The organism is Niveispirillum sp. (assembly GCF_052437035.1).
Lineage (GTDB): Bacteria > Pseudomonadota > Alphaproteobacteria > Azospirillales > Azospirillaceae > Niveispirillum.
Genome location: NZ_JBQVOH010000002.1, coordinates 650,598 through 667,190, shown reverse-complemented (window position 1 = coordinate 667,190; position 16,593 = coordinate 650,598). Strand labels below are relative to the sequence as shown.

General features: G+C 64.4%; 19 protein-coding genes. 9 read left to right on the top strand and 10 right to left on the bottom strand.

The features are described from left to right. Window positions 1–57 precede the first annotated feature (57 nt). The 8 genes from ACT6Q8_RS08200 to hemB all read left to right on the top strand — a co-directional run bounded on the left by ACT6Q8_RS08200 (window position 58) and on the right by hemB (window position 7,712). The gene (locus tag ACT6Q8_RS08200; RefSeq protein WP_444733156.1) at window positions 58–636 is read left to right on the top strand and encodes an isochorismatase family protein; all 579 of its coding nucleotides are present in this window, start codon (window positions 58–60) and stop codon (window positions 634–636) included. A gap of 2 nt (window positions 637–638) precedes the next feature. Next, complete coding sequence (locus tag ACT6Q8_RS08195; RefSeq protein ID WP_054169585.1) at window positions 639–1,634, top strand: GlxA family transcriptional regulator; 996 nt, start codon at window positions 639–641, stop codon at window positions 1,632–1,634. Between the two features lie 64 nt (window positions 1,635–1,698). Then, on the top strand, window positions 1,699–3,087 hold the full coding sequence (locus tag ACT6Q8_RS08190) for an aspartate aminotransferase family protein (protein WP_444733155.1): 1,389 nt from the start codon (window positions 1,699–1,701) through the stop codon (window positions 3,085–3,087). Window positions 3,088–3,480: 393 nt separating this feature from the next. Further along, window positions 3,481–3,606, top strand: a complete 126-nt coding sequence (locus ACT6Q8_RS08185) for a hypothetical protein (RefSeq protein ID WP_444733154.1) — start codon at window positions 3,481–3,483, stop codon at window positions 3,604–3,606. Between the two features lie 70 nt (window positions 3,607–3,676). Then, window positions 3,677–4,891, top strand: coding sequence for a 5-aminolevulinate synthase (gene hemA, locus ACT6Q8_RS08180; RefSeq protein ID WP_444733153.1), 1,215 nt, complete (start codon window positions 3,677–3,679; stop codon window positions 4,889–4,891). Between the two features lie 168 nt (window positions 4,892–5,059). Continuing rightward, the gene (locus tag ACT6Q8_RS08175; protein WP_054169588.1) at window positions 5,060–5,827 is read left to right on the top strand and encodes an Hpt domain-containing protein; all 768 of its coding nucleotides are present in this window, start codon (window positions 5,060–5,062) and stop codon (window positions 5,825–5,827) included. Window positions 5,828–5,956: 129 nt separating this feature from the next. Continuing rightward, window positions 5,957–6,643 carry an exopolysaccharide biosynthesis protein gene (locus tag ACT6Q8_RS08170; protein WP_082372563.1) on the top strand — a complete coding sequence of 229 codons (687 nt, stop codon included), beginning with the start codon at window positions 5,957–5,959 and terminating at the stop codon, window positions 6,641–6,643. A gap of 76 nt (window positions 6,644–6,719) precedes the next feature. Further along, window positions 6,720–7,712, top strand: a complete 993-nt coding sequence (gene hemB / locus ACT6Q8_RS08165) for a porphobilinogen synthase (protein WP_054169590.1) — start codon at window positions 6,720–6,722, stop codon at window positions 7,710–7,712. A 3-nt stretch (window positions 7,713–7,715) separates the two neighbouring features. Here hemB and ACT6Q8_RS08160 read toward each other — a convergent pair whose 3' ends face one another. Genes ACT6Q8_RS08160 through ACT6Q8_RS08145 form a run of 4 tightly spaced genes read right to left on the bottom strand, consistent with a single transcriptional unit; the run spans window position 7,716 to window position 10,728 of the window. Next, window positions 7,716–8,306, bottom strand: coding sequence for a hypothetical protein (locus ACT6Q8_RS08160; RefSeq protein ID WP_156344777.1), 591 nt, complete (start codon window positions 8,304–8,306; stop codon window positions 7,716–7,718). Window positions 8,307–8,362: 56 nt separating this feature from the next. Continuing rightward, entirely contained in the window at window positions 8,363–9,337 is a 975-nt protein-coding gene (locus ACT6Q8_RS08155; protein ID WP_444733152.1) for a YheT family hydrolase, read from the bottom strand. Beyond that, the gene (locus ACT6Q8_RS08150) at window positions 9,330–10,181 is read right to left on the bottom strand and encodes an alpha/beta fold hydrolase (protein ID WP_444733151.1); all 852 of its coding nucleotides are present in this window, start codon (window positions 10,179–10,181) and stop codon (window positions 9,330–9,332) included. The genes ACT6Q8_RS08155 and ACT6Q8_RS08150 overlap by 8 nt, the downstream gene beginning before the upstream one ends. Window positions 10,182–10,239: 58 nt before the next feature. After that, entirely contained in the window at window positions 10,240–10,728 is a 489-nt protein-coding gene (locus ACT6Q8_RS08145) for a flavin reductase family protein (protein WP_444733150.1), read from the bottom strand. 134 nt (window positions 10,729–10,862) lie between these two features. On the opposite strand from ACT6Q8_RS08145, the gene ACT6Q8_RS08140 reads away from it, so the two are divergent. Further along, a complete protein-coding gene (locus ACT6Q8_RS08140; protein ID WP_444733149.1) occupies window positions 10,863–12,023 on the top strand; it encodes a flagellar motor protein MotB in 1,161 nt (386 codons plus the stop codon). A 313-nt stretch (window positions 12,024–12,336) separates the two neighbouring features. On the opposite strand, the gene era is transcribed toward ACT6Q8_RS08140, so the two are convergent. The 6 genes from era to ACT6Q8_RS08110 are packed head-to-tail and all read right to left on the bottom strand — an operon-like array spanning window position 12,337 to window position 16,565. Then, window positions 12,337–13,314, bottom strand: a complete 978-nt coding sequence (gene era / locus ACT6Q8_RS08135) for a GTPase Era (RefSeq protein WP_421897496.1) — start codon at window positions 13,312–13,314, stop codon at window positions 12,337–12,339. Continuing rightward, window positions 13,315–13,992 (bottom strand): ribonuclease III, encoded by a 678-nt coding sequence (gene rnc, locus ACT6Q8_RS08130; protein WP_054169595.1) that lies wholly within the window; start codon window positions 13,990–13,992, stop codon window positions 13,315–13,317. After that, the gene (lepB, locus tag ACT6Q8_RS08125; RefSeq protein WP_444733148.1) at window positions 13,992–14,843 is read right to left on the bottom strand and encodes a signal peptidase I; all 852 of its coding nucleotides are present in this window, start codon (window positions 14,841–14,843) and stop codon (window positions 13,992–13,994) included. Before lepB ends, rnc begins: the two co-directional genes overlap by 1 nt. A 3-nt stretch (window positions 14,844–14,846) precedes the next feature. Beyond that, complete coding sequence (gene acpS / locus ACT6Q8_RS08120) at window positions 14,847–15,260, bottom strand: holo-ACP synthase (RefSeq protein ID WP_054169596.1); 414 nt, start codon at window positions 15,258–15,260, stop codon at window positions 14,847–14,849. Then, the gene (locus ACT6Q8_RS08115; RefSeq protein WP_444733295.1) at window positions 15,257–16,006 is read right to left on the bottom strand and encodes a pyridoxine 5'-phosphate synthase; all 750 of its coding nucleotides are present in this window, start codon (window positions 16,004–16,006) and stop codon (window positions 15,257–15,259) included. Before ACT6Q8_RS08115 ends, acpS begins: the two co-directional genes overlap by 4 nt. Window positions 16,007–16,016: 10 nt before the next feature. Continuing rightward, window positions 16,017–16,565 carry a DUF2062 domain-containing protein gene (locus ACT6Q8_RS08110; protein WP_082372566.1) on the bottom strand — a complete coding sequence of 183 codons (549 nt, stop codon included), beginning with the start codon at window positions 16,563–16,565 and terminating at the stop codon, window positions 16,017–16,019. Window positions 16,566–16,593 lie beyond the last annotated feature (28 nt).

Below are 16,593 nucleotides of genomic sequence, written 5' to 3'. Positions count from 1 at the left end.
GCTACACTGACAGCCACGTATTGTGCCGGTCATCGCAACCCGGAACCGGAGCATGAAATGTCCGCCCGTGATACTGCCCTGCTGGTCATCGATGTACAGGAAAGCTTCCGTCAGCGCCCCTACTGGCAGGAAGCGGAGGCAGCCCCCTTCTTTGACCGTGTGCAGTCCCTGATCGATGGTGCCAGGGCCGCCGGCATCCCCATCGCCCAGATTTTCCACGTCGATCCCGATGGCCCGTTTTCCAAGGCGTCCGGCCATGTGAAGTTGCTGGCGCCGGTGCGGATCACCCCCGACGCGGTGTTCGAAAAGCCGCGCCACAGCGCCCTGGTGGGCAGCGGGCTGGATGTCTGGCTGGTGGCAAAGGGCGTGCGCCGGGTCATCATCTGCGGCATCCGTACCGAACAATGCTGTGAGACGACGACGCGCCACGCATCCGACCTGGGGTACGAGGTCGATTACGTGACGGAGGCCACCCTGACCTTCGCCATGACCGACACCAAGGGCCGCACATGGTCCGCCGATGACATCCGGGCACGCACCGAACTGGTGCTGGCGGGTCGTTTCGCGACCATCACCAGCGTGGAACAGGCGCTGGCCCGCGCTTTGGATGATACCGGGAAACGGGAGGCGGCCTGACCATGAACGAGGGGGCGAACCAGAACCGGCAGATCATTCCCGTTCATGTCGTGCTGCCGCCGCGCGCCATGCTGCTGGACGTGGCCGGCCCGACAGAGGTACTGCGCCGCGCCGGGGTGGAGCAGGACCGGCTGCGGTTCGAGTTGAACTTCGTCGGTCCCGACCCGGAAATGTCCAGTTCGGTTGGCCTCGTCCTCTCCCACATCGCGCCCCTGCCCGACCGGTTGCCCGACGACGCCATCATCATGCTATCGGGCAATATCGATCCGCTGCCGGGACAGGATGTACGGGCCGATAATGTGCAGGAACAGGTGATCGTCGATTGGTTGCGCCGTATGGTGCGGCCCGGCCATCTGATCCTGTGCATCTGTTCAGGTGCCGTGCTTGCCGCCCGCGCCGGTCTGATGGAGGGCCGGGCCTGCACCACACATCATAGTTCGTATGAGGAGCTGCGGCAGGCGGCACCCAGTTGCCGCGTCATGGAAAACCGGCTGTTCGTGGAGGATGGCAATTGCTGGAGCAGTGCCGGCATCACCGCAGGCATTGATCTGGCCCTGCATTTCATCGGGCAGCGCTGCGGCCCCGGCGTGGCGGCGGCGGTCGCCCGTTATCTGGTCGTCTATATGCGCCGCGCCGGGGCCGATCCGCAGCTTTCACCCTGGCTGGAGGGGCGCAACCATCTACATCCCGCCATCCACCGGGTTCAGGATGCCATTTCCGCCGATCCGGCGCGGGAATGGTCGCTGGCCACCCTGGCCGACATCGCCCATGCCAGCCCCCGACACCTGTCCCGCCTGTTCCGCGAACATGCCGGCATGACGGTGCCGGATTATGTGAACCGGCTGCGTGTCGGCCTGGCCCGCCGCATGATCGAGAATTCGCGCCTGGATATGGAGGCGGTGGCCGAACGGGCAGGCTTTGGCTCCACCCGACAGCTGCGCCGCGCCTGGGGCCGCCTGCATGACGCCCCACCCAGCGCGGCACGGCGGATAGGGTAAGGGGTTGCCATCGGGCACCCGCCCGCTTCACCATGGTGGCAACCCGCAACAGGACGCCACCATCATGACGCATCTGGGAAATTCCGCCGGCAGCCGTGACATCGCCTATCACCTGCACCCCTATACCAACCTGAAGGCCCATGAAACGACGGGGCCGCTGGTGATCGCGTCGGGCAAGGGCGTGACCGTTACGGATGAGGCGGGCAAGGAATATATCGAGGGCGTGGCCGGCCTCTGGTGCACCAGCCTGGGCTTTGACGAACCGCGCCTTGTCGACGCCGCCATCCGCCAGATGCGCACCCTGCCCTTCTACCATGCCTTCGCTCATAAATCGCATGAACCGGCGATTGATCTTGCCGAACGGCTGATTGCCCTGGCTCCTGTGCCGATGAGCAAGGTGTTCTTCGCCTGCTCCGGGTCAGAGGCCAATGACACGGCGGTAAAGCTGGTCTGGTACTATAACAACGCCCTGGGCCGGCCCCAGAAAAAGAAGATCATCGCGCGACAGAAGGCCTATCACGGCGTCACCGTTGCGGCGGCCAGCCTGACGGGCCTGCCGAACTGCCACCGCGATTTCGACCTGCCGATCCAGGGCATCCTGCATACCGACTGCCCGCATTACTACCGTTTCGGGCAGGAGGGGGAGAGCGAGACGGATTTCGCCACCCGGCTGGCCGACAATCTGGAGGCGCTGATCCTGCGCGAAGGACCCGACACGGTGGCCGCCTTCTTCGCCGAACCCGTCATGGGGGCCGGCGGCGTCATCCTGCCGCCCGCCACATATTTTGAGAAAATCCAGGCCGTCCTCAAAAAGTATGACGTGCTGCTGGTCGCGGATGAGGTGATCTGTGGTTATGGCCGCACCGGCAACATGTGGGGCAGCCAGACCTATGGCATGAAGCCGGATATCCTGACCTCGGCCAAGGCGCTGACCTCGGCCTATCTGCCCCTGTCCGCCGTGCTGGTGTCGGACGCCATCTACCAGGCCTGCGTGGCCGAAAGCGCCAAGATCGGGACCTTCGGCCATGGCTACACCTATTCCGGCCACCCGGTCAGCTGTGCCGTGGCCCTGGAAACCCTCAAGATTTATGAAGAGCGGGACATAATCGGCCATGTCCGCGCCATGGCGCCGCGGCTGCAACAGGGGCTGCGCGCCTTCCGCGACCACCCGCTGGTGGGGGAGGTGCGGGGCATCGGCCTGATCGGCGGCGTGGAACTGGTGGCCGACAAGGCCACGAAGCGACCCTTCGATCCAGCCCTGGCCGTGGGTGCCAAACTCGTCTCTTTCAGCCACCAACACGGGGCCATCCTGCGCCCCATCGGCGACAGCATCGGCTTTTCTCCGCCCCTGATCATCAATCAGGAAGAGATCGAAACGCTGCTGTTCAGGTTTGAAAAGTCGCTGGCGGATACGGCGGACTGGCTGGTGCGGGAGGGGGTGAGGCTGGGATAAGGGCGGCGGCATGATCATCGCCGGACGTCCGGCATTGCCCGTCATTGCTGACTTTCTGCCCAGCTCGTGTTACATTTTCGTCCATTAGCGCACCTCTATATCCACCCGAATTCGCCGCTTTCGGCTTTCGAAGAGGGATCGCCGCGAACTCTGAAACATAGGCGTATTTTGTGTTTCACAGCGTTGCGCAGGACGGCGCGCCGGTGGATGTGAGAGAGGCACGACTTCTGAAACATCGGCCCGTTCCGTGTTTCACAGCGTTACGCAGGGCAGCATGCCTGTCGGATCGACTTAGCTCGCCCTGCGCCTGCGGCAAGCCGTCATATCCAGTTTACCACGTCGCGCATCAGCACCCGAGCCATGCGCAGAAAGCCTCTTGGACAGAATGATGAATTGACCGAAATCAAAGCGGAGATGTCCAATCGCGACCATGCTGCGGGCCTGTCGCCCGTCCGCATTGTCGGGAGCCGGCGCGACAAGCCGTCGCGCGGGGTTTTGCTGGCGATACCTTTGCAGTAATAAACAAGGGTAGACAAAAGGCACGGTCGGCGTGACATTCCTTTAAGTGGTGCAGACGGGACAGCGGCCCATGGATTACGAGAATTTTTTCAAGAGCCAGATTGACGGTCTGAAGCGTGAAGGCCGTTACCGCGTGTTTGCCGATCTGGAACGCCGCGTGGGCGAATTCCCGACCGCCACGTTCCATGGGGAAGATGCGCCGCCCAAGGATGTCACCGTCTGGTGCTCCAACGATTATCTGGGAATGGGGCAGCATCCCGTCGTCATCGGCTCCATGGTCGACAGCCTGCACAAGTGCGGGGCCGGCGCCGGCGGGACCCGCAACATCTCCGGCACCAATCACTATCATGTGATGCTGGAGAAGGAGCTGGCCGACCTGCACGGTAAGGAAGCGTCCTTGCTCTTCACCTCAGGCTATATCAGCAACGAGGCCACGCTTTCGACCCTGCCGCGCATCCTGCCCAACTGCGTCGTCTTCTCCGACGCGCTGAACCACAATTCGATGATTGAGGGCATCCGTCACTCCGGCGCTGAAAAGCATATTTTCCGCCATAATGACGTGGCCCACCTGGACGCCCTGCTGTCCCGCTATCCGAAGAACCAGCCCAAGCTGGTGGCGTTTGAAAGCGTCTATTCCATGGATGGCGACATCGCCCCGATCAAGGAACTGTGCGACGTCGCCGACAAGCATGGCGCCATGACCTATCTGGACGAAGTGCATGCCGTCGGTATGTACGGCGTGCGCGGTGCCGGCGTGGCGGAACGCGAAGGCGTGATGGACCGCCTGACCGTGATCGAAGGCACGCTGGGCAAGGCCTTCGGTGTCATGGGTGGCTATATCACCGGCTCCACGGCCCTGGTCGATTGCGTGCGCAGCTTCGCGCCGTCCTTCATCTTCACCACCTCGCTGGCCCCGGTGCTGGCCGCCGGTGCCCTGGCGTCGGTCATGTTCCTGAAGGAACATAACGAAATCCGCATCCGCCATCAGGAGCGTGCGGCGACGCTGAAGCGCCGGCTGGCCCAGGCCAGCCTGCCCGTCATGCCGTCAGTCAGCCATATCGTGCCGCTGTTGGTGGGCGACGCGCATCTGTGCAAGCAGGCCAGCGACGACCTGCTGCGCTATCACGACATCTATGTACAGCCGATCAACTACCCGACCGTGCCGCGCGGTACCGAACGGCTGCGTCTGACCCCCACCCCCTTCCATGATGACCGCAAGATGGACCATCTGGTCGATGCCCTGCTGTCGGTCTGGAAGAACCTGGAACTGAAGCGCGCGGCCTGATCCGGTCGTTTGGCACCGTCGTTTCATGAAGGCCCGGATGCAGCCCGCATCCGGGCCTTCGGCTTTTCCGGCATGGCGGCTGTAACCCATCGGTTACCCCGCCGCACTTGATGCGGACAGGCCCGACAGGGTACAGGGATATGTCTTGCGGATAGAAGGAATAACAGGATGGCCGAAGTCGATATGGATGAGTTGCTTGAGCAGCTCAAGTCAGAGTTCAGCGACTATATCAGCGACCGGTTGTCCTCCATCTACGCCACGCTGGATCAGGCGAAAACAGGCGAGGTCAAGGGCGGTGACGCGCTGCGCGAACTGCGCCGCGAAATCCACTCGCTGAAGGGCTCCGGCTCCACCTTCGGCTATCCCATCGTCTCCCTGATCGCACAGCGTCTGGAGACCTATTGCTCCGATCTGAAGGATCTGGACGAGAAGCAGATTGCCGCCATCCAGACCTTCGCCGACCGCATCGCGGAGATGGCGGAGCTGGAAGAACAGCCGGACATCGCGGCGACCAATCAGATCATCCGCCGCCTGCCCACCCGATTTGAATTCGACATCACCGATGTCGAGGTGCGCGACGTCGAAATCATGCTGGTCACACCCAATAAGCTGGTGGCACGCAAGGCAGCGGGCGAGCTGGCGGCCTGTGGCTTCCGCGTGAACATCGTGTCTGACCCGATTGAGGCCATTTCCATCGCGGTACGCATGCCGCCCGATATGATCATCGCATCTGCCGTCATGGACGGTCTGGGCGGCATCGACCTGATCCGCGGTCTGCGCGCCATGTCGGTGACAAGCCATGTGCCCGCCGCCCTGATGACCAGCATGGGTGCCGATCAGTTGAAGGGCGTGCCCGCCGATGCCGGCGTCATCCGACTGGGCGCGACATTTGGTGACGACATTGCTGCGACGATTACCCGTTTCAATCTGGGATGAAGAACCCCATATCCCGCGTTGGTATGATGAAGGGGACATTGCGATGCAATGCCTCTTCATATTCCGGTAACCCGCGCGGGGTATAGAGGGCCGGCGGACAGGCTGTTCCGTCGGCATAAAGGTTGATCCGTGGATACACAATTGCCGCCCGAACCCGATGGTCTGGAACAGGTCAGCCGCTTTCAGAACGCAGGTCCCGACAAGCCGGAACCGAAGCGCACGACGGATGTGCTTCTTGAAACAATTGAAAAGGTTGAGGGCGAGCGGGTCAGCATCGGTCAGTTGATCGACGGCCTGGGGGAACGCGCCTATGGCATCCTGATGCTGTTGTTCGCCCTGCCCACCATCCTGCCGGCCCCGCCCGGCATGTCGGCTGTGACCGGCATGCCCATCGTCGTCTTCTCCATGCAATTGATGATCGGGCACCCGCATCCCTGGCTGCCGGCCTTCCTGCGCCGCCGCAGCATTCTGCGCACCGACCTGATGGCCGTCCTGACCAAGGCCGAACCCTGGCTGCGCCGGGTGGAGCGGGTGACGCGACCGCGCCTGACCCATCTGGTCGACGGACAGATGGAGCGGCTGGCCGGTGTCGTGGTCTTCTTCCTGTCCATCGTGCTGATCCTACCCATCTTCATGGGCAATATCTTTCCCTCCATCGCCATCGCCCTGATCGCGTTGGCGCTGATGGAGCGGGACGGTGTGGCGCTGATTGCCGGCTACATTTCCGCCGTGGCCAGCACGGTCATCGCCTTCGGCTTCATCGTATTGACATTCAAGATCATGCTGTACGCCATCCATCAGTTCCTGGGGCTGTAGGCCGCAGGGGTTACTGTTGCCGCCAGGGGCCGGGCGGGCGTAGCATCGGCGCGTCCTTATCCGAACAGGTCAGACGATGCAGAACTTCCCCCGCACCCGCCCGCGCCGCAACCGTGTCGATGGCTGGACCCGCCGGCTGGTGGCGGAAAACCATCTGACGGTCAATGACCTGATCTGGCCGATCTTCGCGGTTGAGGGGGAGAACCAGCGCCAGCCCATCGCCAGCATGCCGGGGGTGGAGCGTCTGTCGCTGGATCTGTTGGTCCCCGCCGTCGCGGCGGCGCGCGATCTGGGCATCCCCTGCGTCGCCCTGTTCCCCGTCCTGCCCTTTGACAAGAAGGACCCGGAGGGGCGCCTGTCTGGCAATCCCGACAATCTGATGTGTCGCGCCATCCGCGCCATCAAGCGGGAGGTGCCGGATATCGGCATCCTGGGCGATGTCGCGCTCGACCCTTATACCAGCCACGGCCATGACGGCATCGTGAAGGATGGCTATGTCCTGAATGAGGAGACGGTGCAGGCGCTGGTCTGCCAGGCGCTGGTCCAGGCCGATGCCGGCTGCGATATCGTGGCCCCGTCGGACATGATGGATGGCCGCATCGGCGCCATCCGCGACGCGCTGGAGGAACGGGGCCATACGCTGACCCGCATCTGTTCCTACGCCGCCAAATACGCGTCTGCCTTCTACGGTCCCTTCCGCGATGCCGTGCAGACGGGTGGCCTGCTGAAGGGTGACAAGAAGACCTATCAGATGGACCCGGCCAACAGCGACGAGGCCCTGCGCGAGGTCGGCATGGACATTGCCGAAGGTGCGGACATGGTGATGGTGAAGCCGGGCCTGCCCTATCTGGACATCATCCGCCGCGTGAAGGATCAGTTCAGCGTGCCCACCTTCGCCTATCATGTCAGCGGGGAGTACGCGATGCTGAAGGCGGCGGCGGCCAATGGCTGGCTGAACTATGACGCGGCCTTGCTGGAAACCCTGCTGGGCTTCAAGCGCGCGGGCACCGATGCCATCCTGACCTATGGCGCTATCGATGCCGCCCGGCTGCTGCGGGAGCGGGGTTGAGCCTTATCCCGGCGGGCGCCAGGGCGGCACCGCCGCCGCTTCCTCCTGATCCAGGCGACCTGCACAGGTGATCTTGGGCGGGCCGTTGCCGAAGGCGTCGGCCTCGGGCACACGCAGGGTCACCTCCAGCAGGACCATGTTGGTCAGCATCTCTGCGAACGGTTCCGGCCTGCCCCCGCCGGGGCCGCGCGTGTCGGACCCGAAGATGCGCTGCAGGTACCAGCCCGCCGCCGACATGCCGCCCGGCGCCCCGGCCAGCAGGTGATCGCGCAGCAGCGTATAAAGCTCCCGACAACGCGGCAGGCTGCGTTCCCGCACCGTCATGGGCAATGAGAGATAGGCCAGGACACGGCGGTCGAAGGGGCGATAGAGGGTACCGACCTTCACCGGCCCATCCCGTCCATCCTTCAGGCCAAGCGCCGTCACCGCCTGCCGCACCTCCCGGTCCAGCCGCAGCATGCCCCAGTCCAGCAGCGTGACGGGCGTGGTGGAGAGCCAGCCGGTCAGTGCCGGGTCCACCGGCTTCTCCTGGGCGTTCGCCAAGGGAGCAGCCGACAGCAGGCAGCACAGCAGCAAGGCCCGCGATACTTGCATCCGATCCCCCTCTCCGCGTTGGGCGGACAGGGTAGCGGCGGCGCATGACAAACGCGTTACAGCCTGTCCAGAAACAGGCCCAGGCACAGGTCCGACCAGACGCCGCCCACCCCGTGGAAGCCGACATGGCCGCCCGTCCGGCTGATCGCCGGGGACAGCCAGGGATTGGCGCTCCACGGGAAATCCTGATAGGCGGCGGACGGTATCCAGGGATCGTCCAGGGCATGGACAACCAGGGTCGGGACCCTGATCCGGGGCAGAAAGGACAGGGCCGAATTGACCCGGTAATATTCCGGCGCGTCGGCCCAGCCATTCCAGGGCGCCACGACCTTGTCGTCGAAATCCCACAGGTCATGAGCGGCAAGTGCCGCGTCGGCCCAGCGGTTACCGACCAGAGCCCGGTTGGCCTGCATATCCGCCTTCATCTGACCCAGCAGGCGGCGATGGTAAAGCCGGTTGGGGGGCGAGCCGAACAGCCGGCTGCTGGCCGCAAGATCAATAGGCGCGGAGATGGCGGCACCGGCGATCACGGGCACGGGGAAATCCCCCTCGCCCAGGAACTTCAAGGTGCAGTTCCCGCCCAGCGACCAGCCCACCACGATGACGCCATTGGCCGCCAGATCGGCTGGCAGGGCCGCCAGCACGGCCCGGACATCGCCCGTGCGCCCGGCATGATAGCGACGCGAACAGGTCGCCGCCGACGGCCCCGCCCCGCGCAGGTTCAGGCGCAGGACGGGATGGCCCCGGTCCAGCAGCAGGCGGGTGGTGGCGCGGACGTAAAAGCTGTCTTCACTGCCCGTCAGGCCGTGCATCAGCAAGGCCAGAGGCTTCGCGGCATCAGCCGGCAGGTTGAGGCGGCCCCGCAGCACGTCACCACTGCCATCGGGCATGGCAAACCGCATCTCCTGCCCCGGCGGCAGGGGATAGGCGGGCTTCACGATGGTATTGCGGATGGTCTGCAGGTGCCGGCCCCACCAGGGAAAGCGGGGCCGGAAGGGGGGCGGCGTGAACGACGGCGCACCGTCAGCCATGGGCCAGGAAATCCCGCACCGCCGCCACCTGATCCGCCGCCATCAGGGCCGGGGCATGACCGGCATCGGGCACGGTATAGAGGCTGGCGCGGGGGCCTTCCTTCGTCATCCGATCCGCCGTATCGGCCAGCAGCAAGTCCGACTGCGCGCCACGCACGACCAGCACCGCCTGGCGGATCAGGGACCAGAGCGGCCACATATCCAGATCATCGATGGCGCTGGTCTTGAAGATACGGGAGATGCCGGGATCAAAGGCCAGACGATAACCACCATCGCGCGCATCAGCACTGGTTTCCGCCATATGCCGCCATTGGGCATCAGTCAGGGCGCCGAAACCGGCATAGCGACGCCGCAGATAGGCCTCAACAGCGTCCAGATCGGCGAAGAATGGGTCCAGCCCGACATAATCGCCGATCCGCTCCAGCGCCGCCTTCGGGATAAAGGGACCGACATCATTGATGACCAGTCGGCGGATGGGGCTGTTCGGCTGTGCCGCCACCATCATGCCGATCAGGCCACCCATGGAGGTGCCGACCCAATCCACCTGCGGCACATCCAGGCGAGCCAGCAATACCGCCATGTCGGCCAGATATTGCGCATAGCTGTAATTGTCGGGATTGGCCAGCCGGCCCGACCGGCCACGGCCCACGACGTCCGGACAGATCACTCGCGCCTTCAGGCTCTCGGCCAGATCGGCGGCCAGGACATCGAAATCCCGACCATTGCGCGTCAGCCCATGCACACAGACGATGGCGCGGTCACCCGTACCCCATTCCCGGTAGGCGATACGGTGGAACCCGGTCGCCGACAGGCCCTGGCAGGATTTCTCGACAAAGCTGGACATGGGAAACGCACTCCGGCGGGCTGACGGGTCTGTATGTTACTGAAACATGAATCAGGTTTCAACCCCGACCATCATTCAGCGTGGCGTAGCCACCCCGGTAATAGAGCAGCGGCGCGCCGGGCTGGCTTGCAAAGCCCAGTACGCGGCCGACCAGGATCGTGTGGTCCCCGCCTTCATGGATGGCATGACGGGTACAGTCCAGCACGGCCAACGCGCCCTGGATCAGGGGCGCGCCCCCCTGCCCGATCACTGCGGCCACACCATCCCAGCGCGCGGCATGCGGGGCGCGGGCGAAGGTGTTGGACAAGCCCTGCTGTTCGGCGGACAGGATGGACAGGGCGAAGCCCGGCGCCTCCAGAAAGGCCGACAGGCTTTCCGACCGGTTATCCAGGCAGAACAGAACCAGGGGCGGATCAAGCGACACCGAGGTGAAGGAATTCACCGTCAGGCCCACGGGCCTGCCATCGGCCCCGGTCGCCGACGCAATACAGACACCGGTGGCGAAGCAGCCCAGGGTGTCACGAAAGGCACGATGGTCGAAACTCATACCGGGCAAGCTCCTGTCCTTACATAAATAGGGGTTAACCCGAGGTAGGGCATGCGCGCAAGGCCGCAAGGGCCGTGACCCACGCCAAACAGCTTGCTACACTGCACCATCGATCAGCGTACCGGGATGGCATCGTGGCAGGCGGCGAAGAAAAGGCCCCCATTGTTATCAAGAAGATCAACAAGGGCGGCGAAGGGCATCATGGCGGTGCCTGGAAGGTGGCCTATGCCGACTTCGTGACCGCGATGATGGCCTTCTTCCTGCTGCTGTGGCTTCTGAACGTGACCACAGCCGAACAGAAGATGGGCATCGCCGATTATTTCAGCCCAGCCAGCGCGTCGAAACAGACAAGCGGGTCCGGCGGCATTCTGGGCGGCCAGACCATCCGCGTGGATGGCGCCATGGTCAATGCCAGCAGCCCGCCCGGCGTCACCGTCCCCACCCCCACCATGCCCGCCGCCGCCAATTCGGATGAGCAGACGGACGACATGCAGGAAAGCTCCAGCGGGCGTCCGACGGAGAAGGACTCCACCGGCAAGGGGGCCGGCGACAAGGAAGGTGGCTGGACCCGTGGCGATGTCGTGAACGGTCTGGCCGTCCTGGAACGCGCCGGGGAGAAGGATGCCGCCGACAAGAACAAGGACGGTCAGGTAGACGAGCAGGAACTGAAAGAAGCCCTGGCCAAGCATGAGGACGCACAGTTCGCCAAGGCCGAAGCAGAGCTGCGCCAAGCCATCCAGCAGATCCCCGAACTGCGCAACCTGGCCCAGAACCTGATCATCGACAAGACGCCGGAAGGCCTGCGTATCCAGTTGGTCGATCAGGAAGGCTATTCCATGTTCCCGTCGGGCAGCGCCAAGATGCAGCCACAGACGGCCCAGCTTATGTCTCAGGTGGCGCAGGCGGTTTCCAGCCTGCCCAACAAATTGTCCATCAGCGGCCATACCGACAGTATCCCGTTCGGGGCCGGCGCCTCCTACACCAACTGGGAACTTTCCTCCGACCGGGCCAATGCCACTCGCCGCGCGCTGGAAGCCATGGGCATCAGCGACACCAGAATCGAGACCGTGGTGGGACGCGGGGACCGCGATCACCTTTTCAAGGATGATCCCAACTCTCCCCGTAACCGCCGCATCTCCATCGTGCTGCTGCGCGACAGCCTGATGGCGGGCAACCGCCCTGCCAACGCGCCGACGCCGGCCCCCGACGGCGCCGGCAGCACCAACCCGCCCGCCGCCGCCGCCCCACGTGCAGCGGTACAGCCGGCACCGGCAGTCGTGGGGACGTCGCGGTAAGCAGTCCTGTTTTGCGACATCCTACGCAACCGAGTGAAACACGAACGTGATCCGTGTTTCATAGTTCAAAGATGACACTTCCGAACGACAATCCGGTCAGCCTGACCTATGGCTGCTTCGCACGCAACCAAGTGAAACACAAAAACGATGTTGGTTTCACAGTCCGTGGCTCACCCGCGCCGCAAGCCGGTGGCTGCGGATGTACGGACGTAGGTGTGGCGTTGATAGGGTGATGATAGCGCAAAGGGGACGGGAAGTCAGCAATCCCGCTATGGGGCCAGCCCCCATCCCCACCCGGTCAGGCCCAACCCGGTCAGGCGTTGTAGTCCAGGCCCCAGGGTTCGTACTGGTCGCGTTCTTCGGCCCAGTTTTCCCGCAGCTTCACGAACAGCATCAGGTGAACGGGGCGGCCCAGGAATTCGGCCATCTCGACACGGGCAGCCGTGCTGATCTGTTTGATACGGGCGCCACCCTTGCCCAGGATGATGGCCTTCTGCGTGTCACGCTGGACATAGATGACCTGACCGATGCGGACGGAGCCGTTCTCAAACTCCTCCCACGTCTCGGTCTCCACCGATGTCGCGTAGGGCACTTCCTGATGCAGTTGCAAGAACAGCTTCTCACGCGTGATTTCGGCGGCCAGCAGGCGTTCGGGCATGTCCGACAACTGATCGGGCGGATAGAGCCAGGGGCCTTCCGGCACGGACGCGGCGAAGAACTTCAACAGCCCTTCCAGACCGTCGCCGGTCAGGGCGGAAACCATGAAGGTCTCCGTGAACACGTCGAATTCGGCAAATTCCGCAGCGAGCGCCAGCAGGCGTTCCCGCTTGATCAGGTCGATCTTGTTCAAGACCAGCACGGCCTTGCGACCCGCTTCCTTAAGCCGTTCCACGATGCCGCGCGTATCGTCATCGATGCGCTTCTGCGCGGCGTCGAACAGCACGGCCACCTGATCGGCATCGGTCGCACCCTGCCAGGCGGCGGCGACCATGGCGCGTTCCAGACGCTTTTTCGGCGTGAAGATGCCGGGCGTGTCGACATAGAGGATCTGGCTGTCGCCGGCCATGCCGATGCCCAGCACACGGCTCCGCGTGGTCTGGACCTTAGGGCTGACGATGGAAATCTTGGACCCGACAAGCGCGTTCAGCAGGGTGGATTTGCCCGCATTGGGCGCCCCCACCAAGGCCACGAAGCCGCAGCGCGGATGGGTGGGGGCCGGCCGGGCCGGCGCGTCGCCACTGGCATCCTGGCCAGAAAGAAAACGGGAAACGATATCGTCGCTGTCGGTCATTTACGTCCTGATCCGGGAAAGCAGTGCTTCGGCGGCGATCTTTTCCGCCGCGCGTTTTGAGGGGCCGGTTGCCACCACCGGTTCAAACCCCTCCACAGTCACAGAGACCTGGAAAATGGGGGCATGGTCCGGGCCGGTACGACCGATATCCGTATAAAGCGGCAGTTTACGCCCGCGCGCCAGCGCCCATTCCTGAAGGCCGGTCTTCGGGTCCTGCGGGGGTGCCGCCTTCGCCCCCTCCAATGCCGCATCCCAATGCCGGCGGATGAAGCCAGCCGCCGCCGGCAGACCGCCATCCAGATACAGCGCGCCGATCACCGCCTCGCACGCATCGGCCAGGATCGCCGGCTTCACATCGCCCGCCTGTTCACCGGGCGCCAGGCGCAGATACTGCCCCAACCCGATGCGACCGGCCACGACCACCAGGGCCTCGGCCCGGACCAGCGCCGTCAGGCGGCGGGCCAGGGCGCCTTCCTGTTCCTTGGGGAACCGTTCCAGCAGCCATTCGGCCACGACCAGACCCAGGACGCGGTCGCCCAGGAATTCCAGCCGTTCATAGCCTTTACCCACCTTGGCCCGGTTGACCCCGCCCACCGACGGATGGGTCAAGGCCTCGTTCAGGCGGGAGACATCCTTGAAACGATGGCCCAGGACCTCCTGCAACGCATCCAGTTCCATCAATCAACCCTTTCCCAGAACCGTTCGGTGCGGATGGCCGAACCCCAGCGCCAGAAGCGCCAGAGGCTTTCCTCCTCCTTCACCGACAGGAAGATAGTGGTGGCACGGCCCACCAAATTCTCGACAGGGATGAAGCCCACCACCTCTGGCACGCGGCTGTCCTGTGAGTTATCGCGGCTGTCGCCCATGCCGAAGATATAGCCGGGCGGGACCGTGAAGACGGGCGTGTCATCCAGCAGTCCCTGGTCGCCCGACATCTCGATCACCGGATGCTGACGCCCGCCGGGCAGGGTCTCGATATATTGCGGGGCCGTGAAGGCGCCACCGAACCCTTCATGCAGCACGAAATCCGGCACCCGGATGCGGGCCGCCATCTCCCCGTTCACATAGAGGGCGCCGCCGATCATCTGCAACCGGTCGCAGGGCAGGCCCACGATGCGCTTGATATAATCGACGCTAGTATCCTTGGGCAGCTTGAACACGGCCACGTCGCCGCGCTCGGGCAGGCTGCCGAACAGGCGGCCAGGGGCGGCCTTGCAATCCTTGGTCACCGGCGGGGCCGCATCACCGAAACGCAGGAAACCCGGCAGCGAAAAGCGGCTGTAGCCGTAAGAGGCCTTGTTCACGAACAGATAGTCGCCCACCAGCAGGGTGGGGACCATCGATCCGCTGGGGATGTTGAACGCCTCAAATGTCAGGGTCCGAACGCCCACGACCACCAGGATAGTGGCCAGGATGATGCGCAGAGTCTCGCCCCAGCCGCTGCTGATATGGTGCGGATGCGTTTCCACCAGCGGGGGCAGCGGGTCGGGGGCAGGACGGGACGGAGGCGGCTGCCGGCGTGGATTCATGCGTCACATCCCCGCCGGTTGGGCCGAAATGACGACGAAGGCCTGGGCATAGGGCAGTTCATCCGTCATCGACAGATCGATGCGGGGCACCATGCCGGCAGGAACCATGGCGTGAAGGCGATCCAGCGCGCCGCCGGACAGGCTCAGGATCGGGCGGGCCTTACCGTTGGACAGGACCTCGATATCCTTGAAATGCACGCCGTCGGCATAGCCGGTACCCAGCGCCTTGGTCGCCGCCTCCTTGGCCGCGAAACGCTTGGCATAGGTGGCGGCGCGGACAGTGGCATTTCCCGCACCATCGGCACGGGCGCGTTCGGCCTCGGTAAAGACACGGGCAGCAAAACGGTCGCCGAAACGATCCAGGCTGGCCTGGATGCGGCGGATATCGACCAGATCGCTGCCGATGCCAAGGATCATGCAGCCCCCGCGCGGCGGCCCGCATCCATCCGGGCGCGCATTTCAGCGATGGTGGCTGGCAGGCCGATGAACATCGCCTCGCCCATCATGAAATGCCCGATATTCAGCTCCACGACCGATTGGATGGCGGCGACGGGAGCGACATTGTCAAAGGTCAGGCCATGGCCAGCATGGCATTCAAGGCCGATGGCGGCGGCATGCGCCGCGCCCTTGACCAGACGGGCCAGTTCGCCGTCACGGGCCGGGCCCTTGGCGGCGTCGGCATAGGCGCCCGTATGCAGTTCGACCACGGGGGCACCCAGGTCACGCGCGGCATCCAGCTGATTCACATCCGCCCCGATGAAGATGGAGACGCGGATGCCGGCATCGGCCAGACGCGCGATATAGGGCTTCAGATGCGCGCGGTTGCCGATGACATCCAGCCCGCCCTCCGTCGTGCGCTCCTCCCGCTTTTCGGGAACCAGGCAGACGGCGTGGGGACGGTGGCGCAGGGCGATGGCCAGCATCTCTTCCGTCGCGGCCATTTCCAGGTTCAACGGCTTGTACAACTCGGCCATCAGCCGGTCGATATCCTCGTCCCTTATATGGCGGCGGTCCTCGCGCAGATGGGCGGTGATGCCGTCGGCACCGGCATGGACGGCCAGAAGGGCAGCGCGCACCGGACAGGGGTTGTCCCCGCCGCGCGCATTCCGCACGGTGGCCACATGGTCGATATTCACGCCCAGACGCAACGGCTTGGCACCCATCATTCCACCCTCAAATACCCTTGCCCACAAGCACACGACCGGCCCGACGCCGATCCCGCCGCTTTTCCTGATAGAACCGGATCAGGGGCTTGGCAATCACGTATGCGATGATGCCCGCCGCGACCCCCATCACGGCGCCACCGGCCAGCATGGGCGCGAACACCTGCCAGGGATGGTCGATCAGGAAGGCCAGGGTCAGGCGCGCCTGATCCTCATGCCCCGGCGCCATGCCCAGCAACGAACAGCCCAGCCGGTAGCTCGAATACCAGATTGCCGGAAAGGTCCAGGGGTTGGCTGTGATGGTGCCCACCATGGCGCCCATGATGGAGGCGCGGGTGACCCAGGCCAGCAGGAAGGCGATGGGGAAATGCAGACCCAGCAGCGGCGTCATGGCCAGCGCCACGCCCAACGCGATCCCCAGTGCGATGGCATGCGGCGACCCCTGAATGCGGGCGATCCGATAGGCCACATAGCGCCCGGACCGCACCAGCCCCATGGAGGGCCAGAGCAGCCGCCGCAAGCGCCCCGCCGGGGTCAACGGTTCACGCCGCCTGAACATGATACCCTATGGTTCCTTCCCGGTCCCC